This window comes from Paenibacillus sp. FSL R5-0908, assembly GCF_038006245.1.
In the GTDB taxonomy this organism is placed as follows: Bacteria; Bacillota; Bacilli; order Paenibacillales; family Paenibacillaceae; genus Paenibacillus_AQ; species Paenibacillus_AQ odorifer.
The window spans coordinates 2,968,903-2,987,830 of the sequence record NZ_JBBOUV010000001.1; the positions used below are offsets into that span (position 1 = coordinate 2,968,903).

At 43.0% G+C, this 18,928-nt stretch carries 21 protein-coding genes and 1 pseudogene; 18 read left to right on the plus strand and 4 right to left on the minus strand.

The genetic code is table 11. The annotated features are described in order from the left end of the window. Positions 1 to 17: 17 nt before the first annotated feature. Positions 18 to 1,232, minus strand: coding sequence for an MFS transporter (locus tag MKZ09_RS13105; protein WP_036686510.1), 1,215 nt, complete (start codon positions 1,230 to 1,232; stop codon positions 18 to 20). A 173-nt stretch (positions 1,233 to 1,405) separates the two neighbouring features. Between MKZ09_RS13105 and MKZ09_RS13110 the strand changes: the two genes are divergently transcribed. From MKZ09_RS13110 to MKZ09_RS13145, 8 genes are all read left to right on the plus strand, one after another. Then, positions 1,406 to 1,567, plus strand: a complete 162-nt coding sequence (locus MKZ09_RS13110; RefSeq protein ID WP_162636717.1) for a hypothetical protein — start codon at positions 1,406 to 1,408, stop codon at positions 1,565 to 1,567. Then, positions 1,564 to 2,526, plus strand: a complete 963-nt coding sequence (locus tag MKZ09_RS13115; RefSeq protein ID WP_076208397.1) for a phosphotransferase enzyme family protein — start codon at positions 1,564 to 1,566, stop codon at positions 2,524 to 2,526. The genes MKZ09_RS13110 and MKZ09_RS13115 overlap by 4 nt, the downstream gene beginning before the upstream one ends. Before the next feature lie 60 nt (positions 2,527 to 2,586). Further along, the gene (locus tag MKZ09_RS13120) at positions 2,587 to 3,072 is read left to right on the plus strand and encodes a DUF3888 domain-containing protein (protein ID WP_256719320.1); all 486 of its coding nucleotides are present in this window, start codon (positions 2,587 to 2,589) and stop codon (positions 3,070 to 3,072) included. A 729-nt stretch (positions 3,073 to 3,801) separates the two neighbouring features. Then, positions 3,802 to 4,137, plus strand: a complete 336-nt coding sequence (locus MKZ09_RS13125; RefSeq protein WP_256719321.1) for a hypothetical protein — start codon at positions 3,802 to 3,804, stop codon at positions 4,135 to 4,137. Continuing rightward, on the plus strand, positions 4,138 to 4,800 hold the full coding sequence (dnaN, locus tag MKZ09_RS13130) for a DNA polymerase III subunit beta (protein ID WP_341040869.1): 663 nt from the start codon (positions 4,138 to 4,140) through the stop codon (positions 4,798 to 4,800). Between the two features lie 61 nt (positions 4,801 to 4,861). Next, a complete protein-coding gene (locus tag MKZ09_RS13135) occupies positions 4,862 to 5,281 on the plus strand; it encodes a hypothetical protein (protein WP_341040870.1) in 420 nt (139 codons plus the stop codon). A 527-nt stretch (positions 5,282 to 5,808) separates the two neighbouring features. Beyond that, positions 5,809 to 6,693 (plus strand): EFR1 family ferrodoxin, encoded by an 885-nt coding sequence (locus tag MKZ09_RS13140; RefSeq protein ID WP_076208399.1) that lies wholly within the window; start codon positions 5,809 to 5,811, stop codon positions 6,691 to 6,693. Positions 6,694 to 6,696: 3 nt separating this feature from the next. Then, a complete protein-coding gene (locus MKZ09_RS13145; protein ID WP_076208400.1) occupies positions 6,697 to 7,317 on the plus strand; it encodes a hypothetical protein in 621 nt (206 codons plus the stop codon). A 112-nt stretch (positions 7,318 to 7,429) separates the two neighbouring features. Here MKZ09_RS13145 and MKZ09_RS13150 read toward each other — a convergent pair whose 3' ends face one another. Next, a complete protein-coding gene (locus MKZ09_RS13150) occupies positions 7,430 to 8,047 on the minus strand; it encodes a nitroreductase family protein (protein ID WP_076135958.1) in 618 nt (205 codons plus the stop codon). A gap of 221 nt (positions 8,048 to 8,268) precedes the next feature. Between MKZ09_RS13150 and MKZ09_RS13155 the strand changes: the two genes are divergently transcribed. The 6 genes from MKZ09_RS13155 (at position 8,269) to map (ending at position 13,699) form a co-directional block, all read left to right on the plus strand. After that, entirely contained in the window at positions 8,269 to 9,111 is an 843-nt protein-coding gene (locus MKZ09_RS13155; protein WP_076208404.1) for a DUF2785 domain-containing protein, read from the plus strand. Between the two features lie 200 nt (positions 9,112 to 9,311). After that, complete coding sequence (locus tag MKZ09_RS13160; protein WP_036685888.1) at positions 9,312 to 9,755, plus strand: DUF1641 domain-containing protein; 444 nt, start codon at positions 9,312 to 9,314, stop codon at positions 9,753 to 9,755. A 40-nt stretch (positions 9,756 to 9,795) separates the two neighbouring features. Continuing rightward, complete coding sequence (locus MKZ09_RS13165; protein ID WP_036685891.1) at positions 9,796 to 10,974, plus strand: NAD(P)/FAD-dependent oxidoreductase; 1,179 nt, start codon at positions 9,796 to 9,798, stop codon at positions 10,972 to 10,974. A gap of 164 nt (positions 10,975 to 11,138) precedes the next feature. Beyond that, positions 11,139 to 11,765, plus strand: a complete 627-nt coding sequence (locus MKZ09_RS13170) for an SGNH/GDSL hydrolase family protein (protein WP_076202347.1) — start codon at positions 11,139 to 11,141, stop codon at positions 11,763 to 11,765. 168 nt (positions 11,766 to 11,933) lie between these two features. After that, positions 11,934 to 12,920: a hypothetical protein gene (locus MKZ09_RS13175; protein WP_143767294.1), complete on the plus strand. Its 987-nt coding sequence runs from the start codon at positions 11,934 to 11,936 to the stop codon at positions 12,918 to 12,920. A gap of 32 nt (positions 12,921 to 12,952) precedes the next feature. After that, positions 12,953 to 13,699 (plus strand): type I methionyl aminopeptidase, encoded by a 747-nt coding sequence (map, locus tag MKZ09_RS13180; RefSeq protein WP_076100706.1) that lies wholly within the window; start codon positions 12,953 to 12,955, stop codon positions 13,697 to 13,699. Positions 13,700 to 13,895: 196 nt separating this feature from the next. Here the strand turns inward: map and MKZ09_RS13185 are convergent, their stop codons facing one another. Together MKZ09_RS13185 and MKZ09_RS13190 are read right to left on the minus strand one after the other, a co-directional pair. Beyond that, a complete protein-coding gene (locus MKZ09_RS13185) occupies positions 13,896 to 14,984 on the minus strand; it encodes a hypothetical protein (protein ID WP_076202353.1) in 1,089 nt (362 codons plus the stop codon). Between the two features lie 33 nt (positions 14,985 to 15,017). Next, on the minus strand, positions 15,018 to 16,004 hold the full coding sequence (locus tag MKZ09_RS13190; protein WP_076202356.1) for a hypothetical protein: 987 nt from the start codon (positions 16,002 to 16,004) through the stop codon (positions 15,018 to 15,020). 222 nt (positions 16,005 to 16,226) lie between these two features. Here MKZ09_RS13190 and MKZ09_RS13195 point away from each other — a divergent pair, with 222 nt between their 5' ends. The 4 genes and pseudogenes from MKZ09_RS13195 (at position 16,227) to MKZ09_RS13205 (ending at position 18,921) form a co-directional block, all read left to right on the plus strand. Beyond that, a complete protein-coding gene (locus MKZ09_RS13195) occupies positions 16,227 to 17,030 on the plus strand; it encodes an electron transfer flavoprotein subunit beta/FixA family protein (RefSeq protein ID WP_256719164.1) in 804 nt (267 codons plus the stop codon). Next, positions 17,027 to 17,113: pseudogene (locus MKZ09_RS34420) on the plus strand (4Fe-4S binding protein); the annotation flags it as partial. The gene MKZ09_RS13195 and the pseudogene MKZ09_RS34420, both read left to right, overlap by 4 nt. A gap of 3 nt (positions 17,114 to 17,116) precedes the next feature. Next, positions 17,117 to 18,229, plus strand: a complete 1,113-nt coding sequence (locus MKZ09_RS13200) for an electron transfer flavoprotein subunit alpha/FixB family protein (RefSeq protein ID WP_249267735.1) — start codon at positions 17,117 to 17,119, stop codon at positions 18,227 to 18,229. Next, a complete protein-coding gene (locus tag MKZ09_RS13205; RefSeq protein ID WP_036685905.1) occupies positions 18,226 to 18,921 on the plus strand; it encodes a hypothetical protein in 696 nt (231 codons plus the stop codon). Before MKZ09_RS13200 ends, MKZ09_RS13205 begins: the two co-directional genes overlap by 4 nt. Positions 18,922 to 18,928 lie beyond the last annotated feature (7 nt).

An 18,928-nucleotide genomic window follows, 5' to 3' on the forward strand; every position in this document is an offset into this window, starting at 1 on the left:
ATAAATATCTATAAAGCTTACGCTACACTTTCTTTCCGTTCTGCTACAAAACAAGCTATGCCTAATACCAGACCAAGGCCCACTAGAACCGCACCGACCCAAGGAAGCGAAGTGATCGCTAGATGAGAAATAACCCAACCACCAATAAAGGCACCCGCTGCGTTACCGAGATTCCCGGCGGAGTGGCTGGTCGTTGAAGCAAGTGCAGGGGCTGCCTGAGCCAGACTCATAATCCGTATTTGCAGACCTGGCATGACCGCAAAGGACACCATACCCCAGAAAAATATTGTGATTACCGCAGCTATTGGGCTATGCATCGTGAAGGAAAAGATCGTTAGAATCATACTGACTGCAAAATAAAGTCCCACGATAGAAGGCATCAGCTTCCAATCCGCAAGCTTTCCGCCAACGATGTTCCCGATGGTCACCCCACAGCCGAATAAGACTAGAATCCAAGTCACACTATGTTCAGCAAAACCAGTCACTTCTTCAAGCAGTGGAGTAATATATGTGAACACGGTGAACAAGCTGGCGTTCCCTAACGCCCCGATCAATAAGAATAGCAGCAGCTTTGGATTAGCCAGAGCAGCAATCTGCTGGATAACACTCGCTGGTTTCTCTTGTTTAAGCTTTGGAATAAAAATGAGGATGCCGATCAGCGCGGCGACTCCCATGACAGCAATCGCTGCAAATGAGGCCCGCCAGCCCATACTTTGTCCAATAAATGTTCCTAGAGGAACTCCGACAATATTGGCTATCGTTAAACCTGCCATCATAATAGATACGGCTCCGGCCCGCTTATTGGGTTGTACAAGATTGGATGCAATGACTGCGCCAACCCCAAAAAAAGTACCATGAGTTAAAGCTGTAATTATACGAGCTACCATGAGAACGGTATAGTTGGGTGCAAACACAGAGATTCCGTTGCCCAGTATAAAAAGAATCATGAGAAGGCATAACAGTTTCTTTTGCGGAATGCGCTGCGTGAGAATGGTCAGGATGGGTGCGCCAACGGCCACTCCAAGTGCGTACATTGTAATGAGTTGGCCAGCAGTCGAAATACTAACCTGTAAATCGTTGGCGACATTTGGTAAAATACCCATAATAACAAACTCAGTCATACCAATCGCAAAAGCGCCTACCGTAAGAGAAAGTATAGAGATGGGAAAAGGCTCTTTCCCTGCTCGTTCTTTGCGTGTTTGTGCCTTGTTGAGGTTTGGAATTGCGTTCATGATGCCGATGTTCAACCTTTCTTCTGCCTGTAATGAAGCTCCACCTTGGTTAAGATGATAGATCCGACATGTAAGTATTGCTTTTCTATTATTTAGTTTTCTGAAAATATTTTCAAGATAAATATTTTTTCAGATATTTTTCATTTTATAGATCATTGAAGGGATGGTTATTTATGAATGATGATGGCCAAGTCCAAGTGCTTGAATTGCCGGAAATGAAGAGAGACTTTAATAGCAGTTTGCAGAGTAATGATCATGGATTGGATATAGAAATTTATCAATTTACGAACCCTTCCTGGCCCGGTGAGGCTGAAGTGTTCCTTCCTTTGCGATGAGAAAAAATTATAAGCAGGCAGCTTTAATAGCGCTTCAGAACTTTGACCTGGATTGGACGCAGATTCGTTTTAACCAGCTATCGGATAACTGTACCTTTGTAATCGAAACTAATAAAGAGGGAACTTTTTTACTGCGCCTTCATTCGGGGAGATCTAAAGAGGAAATTAACTCCGAAATCGCGTGGCTGGAGCTTTTAAGGAGCAAAATTGATGTCCCCCTGCCAAAAGGTGTTCATGATCGCACGGGTGCTGTAACGTTCAAAGTGGAACAGGGAAATGGAGAAGGCGTGTATGCCTCTTTAATGCGCTGGGTTGAAGGGGAACATGCGAATGAAAATCTTACCGAAGAACAAATTTACAAAGAAGGTGTTCTATTAGCCAAGCTACATAAGGCGGCACAGGAGCTGGAGTTACCCCCTGGCTTTAATCGTCCTGTTTGGGATGAACATAGCTTTCGAAAAGCAATGCTTCGTTTAAAGCTGCATTATCATTGTTTTCTTACGGATGAAGAGTTTGTGCTGTATCAGTCGGCAGCTGAGAAGTTATACAATTGGTTAAGCAAGCAGCATAAAAATAAGAACAGAAGGTCTTATGGCGTTATCCATGGAGATTTACATCAAGGCAATATCATATTTAAAGAGGGTGAGCCTCGGCCGATTGATTTTGGAAGATGTGGTTGGGGGTATTATCTTTATGACGTGGCACATACCCTTCTTGGACTGTATCCATTACAAAGAGAAGGGGTCATTAAGGGGTACGAAAGTATCGCCAAGCTTGATGGGGAGTGGGTTCAGACTTTAGAGAATTTTACGGTCATGGTTATGATCGAAAATTATTGCCATCACGCATCCGATCCTAGGGAAACCCAGGGTCTAAAAGCAGAACAGCCCTATGCGTTAGCGATCCTGAGAAATTATCTTAAGGGAGCACCCTTTCTTTTTGACAGGGTTGAGATTTAACGTATAGAAATAGGGTCTCTTTGGGGAATTTATATAAAGTTCCCTAAGGAGGCTATTGTGATGAAAAAAAGCTGGATTGCTCCCCTTCTTGTCGCAGTGATGCTCGTTCTGACGCCACAACCTTGCTCCGCTAATAGGTTAATTCAACCTCAATCTATAACGCCCTCCAGGTCTGATTCGGGACTTCAACTGCCAGATCAAGATTCTCGCGAACTTAAGTTTCAAGACATGCTGATGTTATTTCTATTACCCCATATTGAGAAAAAAATTGCGGATATTTATTCGCCGCTTCTGCGAGAATCGCCAATGGTTTATCCTTACTTTGTGGATGTGACTGAGGTGAAGCGGCTCAATGGTTTCCGTGGGTTTGATTTCTTGATTACACTTAACGTATATCCTACAGTAGGTCCACATATTTCAGTTGGAGAAGATACCATGACTTTTAGGATCTCTCCTGGTCCTAAGGTGAAGCTTGAATCTTTCAAGCATCTAAAAGACCCCAAAAAGTCAGACTTCCCACCAAATTATCAGAACATCCTGAGATAGTGTAGTTTCGGTAAGGCGGGTGGAAGAGTAGATGTTAATAAGTGCCACACGTTGAGCTATGAGGCGAGCTATTTTTACATGAGTAGGGAGTTCTGCGGTAAAGGTAATGGGAGTTGTAGGGAAAGGAGTCTTTGGAGATGGTGAGGGAGAGGGAGGAAGGTTGGGCTAGTGGCGGGATGAGGGTGAGTGAGAGGGGAAGAAGGTTTGGTGTAGTGGCATGATGAGGGTGAGTGAGAGGGGAGGAAGATTGGGTTAATGCATGATGAGGGTGAGTGCGTGTGCGTCTATGCGTGTGTCAGGGAGCGGGCAAACGGGATAGTTGCAGTTTATACACTTATTTGCAGGAGATAAGATGCTTAGTCACTTTTAGTTGCATTTGGTGCAGTTAAAAGAAGTCTTTTCACACTAATTTGTTAATATCGTTGAATTTAGTTGCAGAGAATACACTTATTTCGCTCGGGCAGCACAATGTATGGTTTATAGTTGTATAAAGTGCAATTAACTCATACATTCACAAACAAATTTAAGCAAAATAAAAAAACCATGGGTTAACGTTGCAATAACCAACTCATACCCAACTCTGCCCAGCCCACCGCACCGCACACACTCCGATCTTTGGGGTGTTTTTTTGTGGTTAGAATTGTGGTGGATTAATGGCGATTATGGTATTATGAAATTAGTGGATATATTGATTTAAGTTACTAAATTCAAATATGGAGGTGTGAGGGATTGGGTGATCATAAATTCGAAGGCGAACACAAGGGGAGCAGTATTAGCGAAATTAAAGATAAAGTCACTAGCGATAGCGCAAGTAACAACGAGGATAAAGTCAAAGTAGGTGTAGCCACTAAAGACGGGCAGTTGGGGTTTCTTTTTACAAGGGGAGGTCTTCGGGAAGGTGCAGGGAGAAAAAGCACTGGTGTAACCAAAAAGGTATCTTTGACGTTATCTGAGGACATTTGGCAAGAGATAGAGCAGGCTTGTGCGGATCAGAACGCGTCTCGCTCCCAAGTATTTCGGAACATTATTGAGGCGCATTTTGTAAAGGAATCTAAGGAGAGTTAGGTGAAGTCTTTGCTAATCCATGTATCAAAAGATTCACTTAGTACCGCTTTACAGGCAGCATTAAAAGCCATATCCGCGAATAGTTCCTCACGTGTTCTATCAGGAATACTTATTCAAGCGCAAACCCAGGGTTTGATATTAACAGCCAGCAATATAAGAATGACCATTGAGTATAAGCTCCCTGTGAAGATGGATTCGGTGGTTGTGCACAACACAGGTGAGATCGTAGTTCCCGCACGTTATTTTTATGAGATCGTTCGTAAGCTTGATCCTGGACTAATTAGGCTGGAAATCGTAGAGTCATTCATTTTAAATATTCAATCAGGGAACACTCAATTTCGTTTATGTGGAATGGATGCAGCAGAGTTTCCGAGAATCCAATACATAGATCATCCAAATATTCAAAGGATAAGCATGAAGAACATTCTCTTGAAGCAAATATTTAAAAGAGTGGTTTTTGCGGTCTCTTCATCGGAAACCAGACCTGTGCTCACAGGAGTTTTGTTTCAAATAGATAAGCGAAATATTCGTGTAGTCGCCACTGATGGCATTCGCTTCGCCCAGCATGTTGTTGAAAGCGTAGAAGATTACGGGGCAATTCCTTTGGATGTTGTTATTCCGGGCAGCACCCTGGAGGATCTTTTAAAAAATATTAAACGATGATGCAGACAGCAGCACCGAATTAGAAATAGGTACCAAGCAAATCAGGTTTATTTCTAATGGATTGAGGGTTCAGTCAGCTCTTTTAGAAGGAACTTATCCCTCTGTCAATAATTTAATCCCAAAAGCGTACCTCTCCGAAGTGGTTGTTAAGAAAGACCGCTTGTTACATGTGGTTGAACGTATTTCTATATTGGCTGGCGAGAGTGTTATGCTCAGCGTACGTCCTTCTAACACGTTAAGTTTAGTGTCCAAGACTGCAGAAATTGGGGATGTAAAAGAAGAGATTCCTTTGGAGCATCTGGAAGGTGATCATTTTCGAGTAGCATTTAACGGAAAATATTTCAGGGACATCCTTCGGGCGATCGATAGTGAGACGCTTAGAATCAGGTTCGCGGGAAAAGAAAGGCCGCTGGTGATCCTGCCTGTAGACGCATCTTCGTCCACACTTTTTTTAATTACTCCTGTGAGGACTCATGATTGAAGATTTGTTAATGTACAGTATTTGAGTAGATTTGGGTGAATAGCTGCAACTGAGTCCGAGCAATTGCTGAAAAGAACGCCACCTGCCAAATTTGCTCCTAATCGTGCTGCCCGCTGTTTAAACTAGCTGTTTATGACTCAACCTATCCAAACCATGTGGAATTAGCTACCTATAGCTCAACCTATCTACTCCGTGCACGAAATTAGTTACCTATTACTCAACCTAGCCGCCTACGCCTCGAAACCAGCTGCCTTTTACTCGAACTTGATCGTATCGGACCGTATTGCAGCTATTTCAGCGAATGGGTTCATTTTGCGAAGGTTTCGGACTGTATAGCTCTTATTGCCCCTGATTTGTGCAGAAAAGGAGCACATTTGAACGAATAACTGCAACTGAGTCCGATAGTGTGGCAAAACGAGCGGAATCATGGAAATAAGGGCAACTGAGTCCGAAACAGCCTAAACCCATTTCAACTTCACAGCTTTCCCAGACGGCAATGAGGTATATTTGATCTGGGAGGGGATGGAATGCATAATGCAAAGACGGCCATATTTTATTTCTCAGGTACGGGCAATACGGAGATTATTGCTAAGCAATTTGTTGAAAGGCTAAGAAGTAAAGGGCAAGACGTAGATTTGTTTAGAGTGGAAGATATTATTAAAGGCACTCGTTCTGTAGAATATGAAGCTTATGATCTTATAGGTATTGGTCATCCGGTTCTAGGCTTTGGCGCTTCCGGTTTTGTTGAACTTTTTGCAGATCAGCTGCCTGAATGTAATGGAACCCCGGCATTTGTATTCAAAACGGCATCCTCTCCACACTATATCAATAACGGTGCTTCGAATACGGTGCTTCGTTCTTTGCGTGGGAAGGGATATAATCCTTTTCACAATTCGATTTTGGCGATGCCATGTAATTTTTATATCAAATATGATGACAGGTTGAATAAGCAGTTGTACCAAGCCGCACAGCGTAAGGTGGAATTGTTTGCAGAGGAAATCGTAAACCGGACATCACGAAATCTGCCGATTCACCCTGTGTTGGAGCGGGTTCTGAGAACAGTATATTATTGTGAGGAACACCAAGGGGGAAAATACTTCGCCAAAGGATTGCGTACAACGGACGCTTGCACACTATGTTTAAAATGTGTCAGCAACTGTCCAACATCCAATATTAGTAGCGGCGTAGAAGGAATTGTTTTCAGTCAAAATTGTTTATTATGTATGCGTTGTGTTTATTCTTGTCCTCAGAAGGCAATCCAAGCGACACGACTGAAGGCTAGCGTAGTAGATCCCTATACTGGAGGTCCGAATCTTCATAAACTAATGAAGGATTCTGCGAATGATGGACGGTTTGTTACTCCCAAATCCAAGGGCTACTACAAGCATTTTATTAAGTATTTGGAGGAATGACATATGAATCTGTTTCGGATGGGATCGAAGCCACTGGGGATTGAGCGGATCAGCACATTTTTGGAGGATAATTATGTGAGTATCGGCTACCCCGGAATAGGGGATCTGGAGAATCTAAGCACAGAGGAACTTCGTGATCGATTGATTGGCACATACCAACATAGTGAGTTGGAGCTTATGCAACATCTGCAGGCCCTTCAGCTATTTGTACATACGATGCAAGATGGAGATTATGTGCTGGTGGCCGATGGAGATTGGGTACATCTCGGGGACCTCGGAGATTATTTTTACAACGCGTTAACTGATAATGTTGACGAAGGTACATGCCATCGGCGAGGTGTGACGTGGTTGAAAAGTCTGCTGATTTCTGAACTAAACACAGATGTGCGGGAGTTATTTAATCAAAGTGCACCGGTTGTACAATATAAGGGTCCAAAACCAAGCGCTCGCTTGGATTTGTGGATTACAGGTGTTGCTGCTAATGTACAAGAAGTGAATAGTCCGCTGGAATTGGATGAGGAGACGCTCTCTAAGGCGCTTAATATTTTGAAAGAAGCTTTGATTTGTGATGACTCTGAACGACGGGAACGAGCAGCGATTGCCATTTTGCAATATGCGAAGTAGAGCCTCTCTTGTATATCGGGCACACGGTTCATTATCTTCATGATGAGTTCCAATTAAAAAAAATGTTCCACCCGCCACTTCCCTCGGATGGAACGTTTTGCTGTATCTATTATCAGATGAATTCAACGAATTCATTGACTGGCTTACGGTAGCCGCGGGGTCTGATTTTATGTTTTTTGTCTTTGCCGATCGTGATCAGCATAACAGGTACCATATGATCCGGCAGATTCAAGGTGGATTGGATAGCATCAGCATCGAAGCCGATCATCGGGCAGGTATCCCAGCCTTTATCTTTGGCGATCAGCATAAAGTGCATGGCCGAGAGAGAGGCATTACGTATTGCTTCATCTCTTTGAAAAGCATCCTTATCAATGTAAGCATTGTTAATCATCTCTATCTGCTCATCATATTCCTCTTGTGACATCGCTCCTAAAGCTTTAAGCCCGCCATAGATTTCTGGAGCCTGCTTATAAGCATGCTTATCTCCTAGCACTACAATAACTGCTGAAGCAGTATGGATTTTATATTGGCCGTAAGCCGCTTCGCGAATTTCTTCTTTTAAACTCTCGTTAGATATCACTTTGTAATTTGTATGCTGTAGATTATAGGCCGATGGTGCCAATCTGGCGTAAGAGAACATTTCCTCTAATTCATTCTGAGGGATGATGACTCCTTCCACAAAATTCATTGCGGATCTGCGGGACTGAATCAAGTCTGTAAAAGCGCTCATAAGTATTCCTCCGTTGTATATGTATTCGGTTGTAAAATATAAACACCTGATATTTATAAATGAACTAACTAAATGTTACTAACTCAAAATAACACAGCCTATAAAATTCGTCAATGATAAAATTTATAGAAGTTAATCTTGAATACCCTGTTGTCAAAAAATAGGACATAAATTAGGATATTAGGATATGTAGAAACACAGTGGATGAAAGGGTGGATAAATTGATTAATAGTAGAGAACAATTGATGATAGATTTGCAAAGAATCGAAGAGAATGACTACGAGCTTAGAAGTGGAGAGGACATAAAGGATTATGTGAAGTTGATGCTTGAGCATATAGGAGATCCCGAGTCTGTACTGCGTGATGAATTGATTTATTCCACATTCTACAAATGGATTAATGAGAAACATTGGTTTAATGATGTTGAGATTCGTGAACTGCTGTGGATACTTCTTGACGAGCAGCATCTGTTTTATCACATTGGGAATAAAGAAGATCTGACGGTGTATACAAGAACATTTTCTGTATTGGTTGTTGCTCTTATTCTCCAGCGGCATAGGGAAAAGGCTATATTGGATAGCACTGAATTTATAAAGGTGAAGCAGGGTTTGATTCGTTATTATGAGGAAGAACGGGACTTAAGAGGTTATATGGAGAAAGAAGGCTGGGCACACGCAGCAGCCCATGGCGCAGACGCCTTGGATGAGCTGGTTTTATGCTCGGAGAGTGATACCGCGGTTAGAGAAGAGGTTCTGACAGTTATTCAAAAGATGCTTTATAACGATCAATACATATTCAGGGAGGAAGAAGATGAAAGAATTGCTACTATTATAGTGACAATCATCGATCATCATTTACTTCCACAGCAGTCTATAACCGATTGGATTCTCGACTTGGCGCAATGTGGCAGTTGGCCTAGAAGCCACAGCCAGTACGTTACTCGAATAAATACAAAGAACTTCCTGCGTTCTCTTTATTTCAGGTTACTTCTAACAGAGAAGAATATGGACATTGTAGATGTTTTGTTGAAAACTGAGAAGAATTTGAATGAATTTGTACATTAATTCACTCAAACGGTTTTAATTAACACTAGTAATTTAAATAATTCATTATAATGTAATAAAAATCACAAAATTTTATGGAAATTCAAAAACTTTGTGACATTTATAACTTGATAAGTGCTATAATAGAAATATGGCGTTAAAAGTTCTTATGTTTTTCATTACTATTAAGCAGCAAAGCTTATTGCAGAGGAGATTTGGATATGTCAGAATCAATCACTCAAACACAACCTGAACAAGAATCACCAAAGGTAGCTGTCAGCAAGGAACAAATGGATGTTCTAGAACAGCTCTTGAAACCAGAAGTTCAGGAATCATTAACAGTCTTGGTGGAACAGCTGCCAAAATTAACTGAGCTTGTTGGTGTGCTTACAAAGTCCTATGACTTTGTGCAAACTGTCGCAGCGGATGATGTCTTGAAAAGTGATACGGTAAGTGCAATTAAAGAACTTGCTGAACCTGTAGTGCATTCTGCGAAGAATATGGCAGCTACAGTGATCGAAGCAAAAGATCGTGCGAATGAAAGTAACGAAGTTATTGGTCTTTTTGGTCTTATGAAGTTGTTGAAAGATCCGCAAGCGCAAAAGCTTTTCCGTTTCGTAAATGCATACCTTCAAGTTGCTGGAGAACGCAGTAAGCAGAAATAATCATTTTCATATCTTATACGTAAGGGACGGAGGAAACATCATGTCTAAACATATTGTCATTCTAGGAGCAGGTTATGGTGGTCTACTAAGCGCCTTAACCGTACGCAAATATCTCAAAAAAGATGAAGCTAAAATTACTGTAGTTAATCAGTATCCTACTCACCAAATCATTACAGAATTGCATCGTCTTGCAGCAGGTAGTGTTGCAGAGGGTGCTGTAGCTATGCCTCTAACTAAGCTTTTCGCAGGTAAAGATATTGACCTGAAAATCGCGAAGGTTAATTCATTTTCTGTGGAGAACAAACAAATTGTTCTTTCTGATGGTGTGACACTTACTTATGATGCGCTTGTTGTAGGTCTTGGCAGCACTACAGCTTATTTTGGCATTCCAGGGCTTGAACAATACAGTATGGTATTGAAATCAGCTGCAGATGCTAACAAAATTCATCAACATATTGAAGATCGTATTCGTGAATATGCGAAATCGAAAAATGAAGCAGATGCAAACATCCTGATCGGTGGCGGCGGCTTAACAGGTGTTGAGCTTGTTGGTGAAATCGCGGATGTATTGCCTACACTTACTAAAAAATATGGCGTTGATCCTAAAGAAATTAAGCTTATGCTCGTTGAAGCAGGTCCTAAAATCCTTCCAGTATTGCCAGATGCATTGATCGAACGTGCTGTAGCAAGCTTGGAAAAACGTGGTGTTCAATTCTTGACAGGTCTTCCTGTTACGAATGTAGAAGGCAATGCGATTGACTTGAAAGACGGTCAAAAAATTATTGCTAACACATTTGTATGGACTGGTGGCGTACAAGGAAATCCACTCATCGGCGAATCCGGTCTTGAAGTTAACCGCGGTCGTGCAACGGTGAATGAATTCTTGCAATCCACTTCCCACAAAGATGTATTCGTTGCTGGTGACAGCGCGGTGGTCTTTGCAGAAGATGGACGTCCTTACCCTCCAACTGCTCAAATCGCTTGGCAAATGGGTGAATTGATCGGATACAATCTGTATGCCTTCTTGAAAAATAAATCGTTTGAAAGCTTTAGTCCAATCAACTCTGGTACACTTGCTAGCTTAGGCCGTAAAGACGGTGTTGCCATCGTTGGTGCAAGTTCTACTCCATTAAAAGGCTTACCTGCAACTCTGATGAAGGAAGCAAGTAATATCCGTTACTTGTCCCACATTAAAGGATTGTTCAGCCTAGCGTACTAATATAGTTTAACCTTAAACCCTGCTCAAATCTGAGCGGGGTTTTTGTTATTGTTTTTTTAGTGAAATGTTTGCATTATTGATGTTTCACAGTAGGCTGTATTCATTGTATTTGATATAATAGATTGGGTTATATTAACAGAGGTAGTTAGAGGAGGATTTCATTTATGATATTCCAACAAAACGATGTCATTCTGTTTCAAGGGGACAGCATAACAGACTGGGGGCGTAATCATGAAGACGCTTCATCACTTGGAGTAGGTTATGCAATGATGGTCGCCGCTCGACTGGGGCATTTATATCCAGAGAAGAATCTTACTTTTTTTAACCGTGGTATTGGTGGTAATCGTATTGTTGATTTGCAGGGACGTTGGGATAAGGATTGCCTGGATTTGAAGCCGACGTGGGTGTCTATTTATATTGGAATTAACGACACTTGGCGGCGTTTTGATTCTGGTGAAGAAACCACTCCCGAGCAGTTTGAAGCTTCGTATCGGGACCTGATCGAACGCACTCAGAAATCTTTAGCTGCTAAATTAGTGCTTATAGAGCCTTTTGTTTTGCCTGTACCGGAAGATCGTAGAACTTGGCGTCAGGATCTTGATCCTAAAATTCATATTGTCCGCGAGCTGGCACGTGAATATGGGGCGCCGCTGGTTCAGCTAGATGGACTTTTTGCAGCGGCTTCCGTAAAAGCAGAACCGGCTTACTGGGCATATGATGGAGTACATCCTACTCCTGCAGGTCATGCACTTATTGCGGATGCTTGGCTCAAAACGATGGGAGCAATCTAATCAATTGCCATGTTAAGACTAGAACCACGCTTTAATAAGCAGGTTGTAGTCTTTTTTTAATCGCGTGTTCGTAAAGTCGTTTTTATATATTTATAGACACTGTTATAATTGGAATATGCTTATGTATTGGAGGCGATTCGCATTAGGCGGTTAATATGGATAGCATCTTTGTTATTGGTCGTAGTGTTAAGCGGATGTAAAAGTGATTTGGGCTTCATCAATGCCAGATGGATCGAAGGCGTGTCGTTGACACCCGTCGCAACTAGTGATCAGAAACAAGCGGATCGTCCTTTGCACTCAGAGAGCTTAACGCTAAAGGATTCTGTTTTGATCAAGACGCTTGCGGAGGCTATGAACAAGAGTAAAAAATTTTCTGATGATCTGGATTGGGGTCCGGAATTTGAAATGAAGCTTGTTTATGGAGACGGCTATTCAGAAGGCTATTACATAGCGCTTGGAGATCAACTTGGACATGAAGGGATGTTTACTACAGCGGAGAACAGCAGTCAGGGCTACACGATTCCTGTAAAAAACTCTGACCAGTTAAGAAAGCTCATTTATGGAACAATCGATACGGAGAACGTTGAACAGGCAGACCCTGTGGAGACTTCTGTCGAGGTAACAGGTCCAGTAACCCTATCACATAATGAACTGTCTCCGGTCACAGGCAGAGCAGGATTTTTAAATCTGCAACTGCTAGAGGGGACATATAGCGAAGATTGGACTACACCGAGTCCGTTAGCGGGAAGAAACTGGAGTGGCCGATTTAGGCTAGTAGTGACTGATGAGCATGGAAAAACGCTGAGTAGCTATCCGTTAAATGATCAATTTGCCCAGACCTTTAATGATTTTTTCCAGCTTCAGTTTGAGGATTATAATGGAGACGGTGATCCCGATTTTACGATCGGACAATATGGAACGAGTAACGGTTATTTCTACAAGCTTTTTACACTCAGAAGAAATAACGTGATAGAAGAACTGCCTATTAAACCTGAAAATCAGCTGTTTATCAGCAGTCCTGAGCGGTATTCCATAAAACTGGATAAAGTTGATGAGCATAGCTTCAAGAGAAGTTACTACGATAACGCAGCAGGCAAGCAAGTGGAAGATACTTTTCAGTGGGTAGGGAGTGCATTTCAGAGGCTGGACAAATGATTAATTCATGAAGTGAGAGGAATGTGTGTTGGATGACAAGTGATACGGTACAAGATTTAGAAGGGTTAAAAGCTATTGGAAAAGTGGTGGGCCACACCATTGCCGAGATGAAAAAGAAAGTAACCCCTGGGATGACGACCGCGGAGTTAGATCTTATTGGAGCTGAGATTCTGGAAAGCTTCGGAGCATCCTCAGCCCCGAAGATAACTTATAATTTCCCGGGCAGCACCTGCATCAGTGTGAACGAAGAGGTTGCTCATGGTATTCCGGGTCCGAGAGTGATTAATGCTGGCGATTTGATCAACATTGATGTCTCTGCTGAGCTGAATGGGTATTATGGGGATGCTGGCGTTTCTTTTCAACTGCCGCCCTATAACGATGATATTCTGCGTTTATGCCGGAGTACAGAGGAAACCATGATGAGTGTGATCAATCATCTGCGGGCAGGAATGAAGGTTAACGAGATCGGCAGAATGATGGAACTTGAAGCTCGCAAACGCGGTTATAGAGTGGTGCGTAATCTGTGCAGCCATGGAATTGGCAAATCACTGCATGAGAAGCCTTTTGAAATTCTACCCTTCTATAATCCAAGAGTGACCACAGTACTGAAGGAAGGACAAGTAATTACAGTAGAGCCTTTCCTCTCGACTGGAGCGGACTATGTGGAGCAGCAATCGGATGGCTGGACGCTAAGTGTTGTAGATAACGGTCGGGTAGCGCAGTTTGAACATACGATTATCGTGACTAAAGGTGAGCCTATAATTCTGACTAGTGTGTAAGCCCGAATAGCGACTTAAAGGGGTGGAGGATGGAGGGGGATATGAGCAAAAGCCCTTACCCGGACCCTCCGTTCCTTCCATGTCGTTAACGAAGTTGTTATTAGCCGTGATAAGTGGCAATGCGGTAAATACTTTAAAGAGACCTGTCTATTTGACAAGTCTCTTTTTTTCTAGGATGAGGCGTTACGCTTATATCCTATATTTGGCATAAATTATCGATGTTTTTTTCAATGGAATGATAAAACAGGTCTTCCGCATGAAGGACATAGGCCATGTATTCTTCCATCTGGTCAGTAAGTGTAAATTCATTCATGATATACTGCCTGGTCATAACATTCCTTAAAAGTTCCCATTGTTCGATGCTTTGCCGGGCACAATGAATGACATCGCTGAGAGCATTAGGATTTGCTAAGGAATTCAGCAGCAACAGCAATACTTTTTTTCGATCTGAATGACGGGTGAGCGTCGTCCGGGTTAAAGAGTAAAGGTCATGGGGGCGGTTTGAAATCTTTGTATTGAGGATGAAGCGTCCACTTGCAAACAGATTGTTCAGTTCCTGGATAGCTGATCGTCCGATATATTCCAGGCGTCCTTCGGTACAAGAGGGCGGCTTATAATAATTCGATAGCGCGGTTCTTAAAATGAGCGAGGCTCGGGCTGGCAATTCAGCAAGCTCATCTTGATTAGGATGCACTGTGAAACAGGAAAACTGCCGATTGTAGGCATCCATAAACGAAGTTTTGGCATCTTGACCGATATTTTTGTTATGCGGATAAGGCTTGAAATACTCTTTGTTGTAATTTATATAATTGTCCAAGAAATAAAAATCAGTTGCTGTCTGCCCTAGGATCAAAAATATATGCCCATCCACAATATGATCTGTTTCCAGAGCCGGGTTTAATTCAAATGTTCTATAAAAGGGGACTCGTTTCATTAACGTATTGACAAATACGACTTCGTTATTTGCTAACAGTGTCTCTATCGTCTGGATGGCTGCCTCTGCATTGTTGCTAAAAGTATGTTTATTAGCGACTGTTATATAATTCTCGGGATCTTTGATCTCGTTCAAGCTTAATTCAAACTGGTCACTGTCAGTATGGGTAACTAATTTCAGATTAAAATCATCTAAAAACATCTTGTACAATACGCTAGAGTCATTGACATACCTCTTTAGCATGAAAAAAATATTACGGGTATAGCAGTTTCCCAGTGACTGTACCTCTGCTATAGGCTCCCCTGCAGAATTATAGTAATATTCCATTTCTAACGTCTGCAACGTCTGCATAATTGTCCCTCCAACTGCTGCTAATTCTCCAATTCATCCCTTGGAGCCGAGCGCGCTTATTATTTCGCCCAATAATTTGGTTTCGTCTGTTTGTATGGTCAACAGAGAATGTTTGAGTGCGTCTAGCACCTTGGGGTCCATGGACAGATTATACCGAAGCACCATATTTCTGTTCAGAAGAGAGCGTTCTTCAAGCTCAGTATAACGCTCAATCCATCGGTCGCTTTGCAGCAGGAGTTTTATTTGTTGGAGATATTTAAGTCTTAAAACCATAAGCTTCTTATGCTCCCACAGCAAATGATAGGCTCTAATGTCAAGCTCAGGGTCATCTTCTTTAGGATGCTCCATTTGATAAATGAGGTGTGGGTACACACTTTGTCCATAGATGCTGGTAGTGGTATGGTTAATAAAATCGAATGAGCGCTTGGAGGATAGATATCGCTGCAAGCTGTCGACAATCTGTTCGACGTTTAAATCAAATTCTGCATCGATTTTGCTAAGCAAAGTTACACGCGTAATAAAATTTTCTTCCCCGGACGGATAGTCAAAGGCGGATTCCAGTTCGGAAAAGGTGCATTGAGCGGTCATAAATTTACCGCCCGTAATATTGTCCCGAATGCAGACTGTTTGGCGATCAAGATCGTAGCCGTAAATTAATGTCTCGTGAAAACGGTGCTCTTGGCCGAACTCCTGATATGCAGATATAAAGTACCGGTCGAGATGGCACCATACATAGCAATCGCCGTTGATAGAGTCTACTACAAAATCCGTAAAGGAAGACCACTTGGAAATGATGGTTCTAGGCAATATGAACTTATTGAGAAATGGGCAATAATCAACAAGAAGCTCATGATTGTCAAAAAAGTAAGTTTCCCAATCCGTTACATATCTCAGCTGAATGAAGTTGGAATAAACCCAGGGCCATATGCGGTTATCCGAAGAAATAATAGAAAACAAAGTCCCATAGGCGTTGGAAGTATTTATTAGTGGATCGGAAACGGGTAAAGTAATTTTACTCAATTTACACCTCCATATTCCCCTTATATGTAAATGAAAATGAAATAAATGACATTATTATACTATAATAATTGTTCGTTCCAATTATGTGATGATAATCATATTATGATAATAAAGGGAAATGGTAATCTGGCGAAGAATAGTACTTTTGGAAACATTTTGGCATACGTTTCTCTGGTAAAAAAAGCTGCAGAATATGATGGGGGGAGCGATATATTGCGAATAGTGGTTTGTTTAAAGTTTATTGCACACGTGAACAAAAACAATGTGCGTGGTATTGATGAAGGCCGTAAGATCTCGGCCACACCACCACCGAAGGCAACCTTTGAGCTAAACTATCCGGACCGGCAAGCCATCCATGTAGCATTGGAGCTGAAGAATAGCTGTAATGCTAATGTAACTCTTATTTCCATGGCCCCTCCCGGTTGTAAAACGGTTCTGCAGGAGTTTATGGGTTATGGGATCGATGAGGCTGTCCTGCTCAGCGACGCTTCTTTTGCCGGTTCGGATACATTGGCGACATCGCTGGTACTGGCTCGTGCTGTTGAGAAGCTTGGTGGATGTGATCTGGTTCTGACCGGTAGCCATTCAACCGACAGTGATACCGGTCAGGTAGGTCCGGGTATCGGCGAGTATCTAGATATCCCCCACGCGATAAATGTAACACGGTTTGAGGATATTTCGACTGATGAGGTATTGTTCCACCGCCAGCATGACGAAGGGGTAACAACCAGACAGTCTTGCCGGCTTCCGGCAGTATTGAGTATTGGTGGAATGACAGCCGTCTCTGAGTTGAAACCGCTAACAATTGCTGCCAAATTGCATGCCAGAACCAAGGATATTCTGGTATGGTCCTGTCATGACCTTGGCCTTGACCCACAGACGGTTGGTTTGGCAGGCTCGGCTACTGAAGTAGTTTCAGTGTACGAACAGCACTCCGAAAGAAAGGGGATTTTGCTGGAAAGCGATGAATGTCTACGGGTATTGGAGCCGATAATCAGCAAAATCAGCGAGGTTAGAAATGGATGATTAGGATTGATCAGGAACAATGCACATATTGCCTCCTGTGTTTAAAACGCTGTCCCGCCGCTGCAATCAAGGATGAGGATGAGGGCTTGCGTATCGACGTTGCGGCATGTACTTATTGCTCAGTCTGCACGTCTTGCTGTCCTAACCAAGCCATTATAATGAAAGACAGGGCACAGGAGACCAGACAACCGTACCCTGAGCATGAGGGTATTTGCCTTGTTGTGGAACATGCTGAGGGCGCTCTCTCTTCATATTTTCCGGAACTGGTTACCGCAGCAAAACAGCTGCAGGCTATGAGAGCCCAGCGCATTTACGCTTTGGTCGTCGGAGAGCGTATAGAAGACCTAGCCCAGCGTCTGCTTCAGTGGGGAGTAGATGAGGTGTGGATGGTGAACAAACCGGGAATACAGCGTTACGCCGAAGATATTCATTATAATTTGATTTCTGCGGTGCTCCGGGATCAAAGACCTTCTGTCGTGCTAGGTATGGCCACCGCATGGGGAAGGTCTATTTTCCCCAGAGTCGCAGTCCGCCTGCGGACGGGGCTATGCGCCGATTGCATCGATTTGAAGATGGGACCGGATCACGGGGATTTTATTATTACCAGACCGACGCAAATGGGCGAGCAATTCGCTGAGATAAAAATACCGGCAAGACGGCCGCAAATGGCAACTGTAAAAACCAATTTTTATTCCGCTGCTGAGACCGCACACGTCGCGCAGGGCAAGATTGTTGATCTAAGCTCCCTGTATTCTTGCTCTTCCTCAGTCCTGCAGTTTATGGGAGTAATTGAAGAAGCCGCGGGCAAGGAGAACATCGAGACTACAGAAATTATTGTTGCTGCCGGGAGAGGCATTCAAAACGCAGACAATCTTCGTTTAATCTATGCGCTCGCCGATGCGCTTGGGGGGAAAGTAGCGGTTACCAGACCGCTTGTAGAATGTGGATGGATGGATAGTATGCATCAAGTCGGACTGACAGGTAAAATGGTCAAGCCCAAACTGTACATCGCCTGCGGAGTGTCTGGGGCAGTGCAGCATAAGGTTGGGATGCATCATTCGGAGACGATAATTGCAATAAATACGGATCGCAATGCACCTATCTTTGATTACTCCACATATGGGATCGTAGGCGATCTTTTTACAGTCATACCTGAAATATTGTCGGCATTGAACACAGTACAGGAGGTTGGGCGATGATTGAGAAGGAGCTGTTAAGACAACAAACGCTGCATACGATTGGCGTCATGCTCGATGAGCACTTGCTTCAGAAGGAGGATATGTTCAGGTTTCAAAGCGATGTCCACGACACATATTCTCCGGAATACATCCGGAGCGAGATGGAGAATTGGTACAGAACATTAGGAATCGAATATATCATCCAGCGAAAATTTTCACTTCGGATGCCGCAGTTTACGAGAGAAGAATTAGAAGAAGCGGACCGAAGAAACGAGATCATTTTATGTGTTCCCCAAGGCGTCAGCCGCAAGCAATTAGGCTGCTTGTTTAATATCCGCAATTGGGCGCTGGAGAGTGAACTGGTCGCAGCAACTCCGGAAATTGAGGATTTCTGGTTCACCGTTCCGCGGACAACCGAACCGGATATGCTGGATCGGACGGCTGTGGAAATACAGCGTACATACAAGAAAACCGGAAAATTGGGAATGAGTCTGGAGCGGTATCTGGTATTTGTCGCCCGCATGAGGCATCTGACAGGACAAACACCGGATATAAGGACAAAGATGTGGATTACCAACGGCAAATATGAAGGAAAGGCGATGCTTGTGGTTGGTTTCGACTCGGCTGGCGAGTTTACAGCACATGGCTGGATGCCGAATTTCCACTCGCCTATGGTGGGCGGACGTTATACCTGGATACCTGACCATATATAAACAGTAA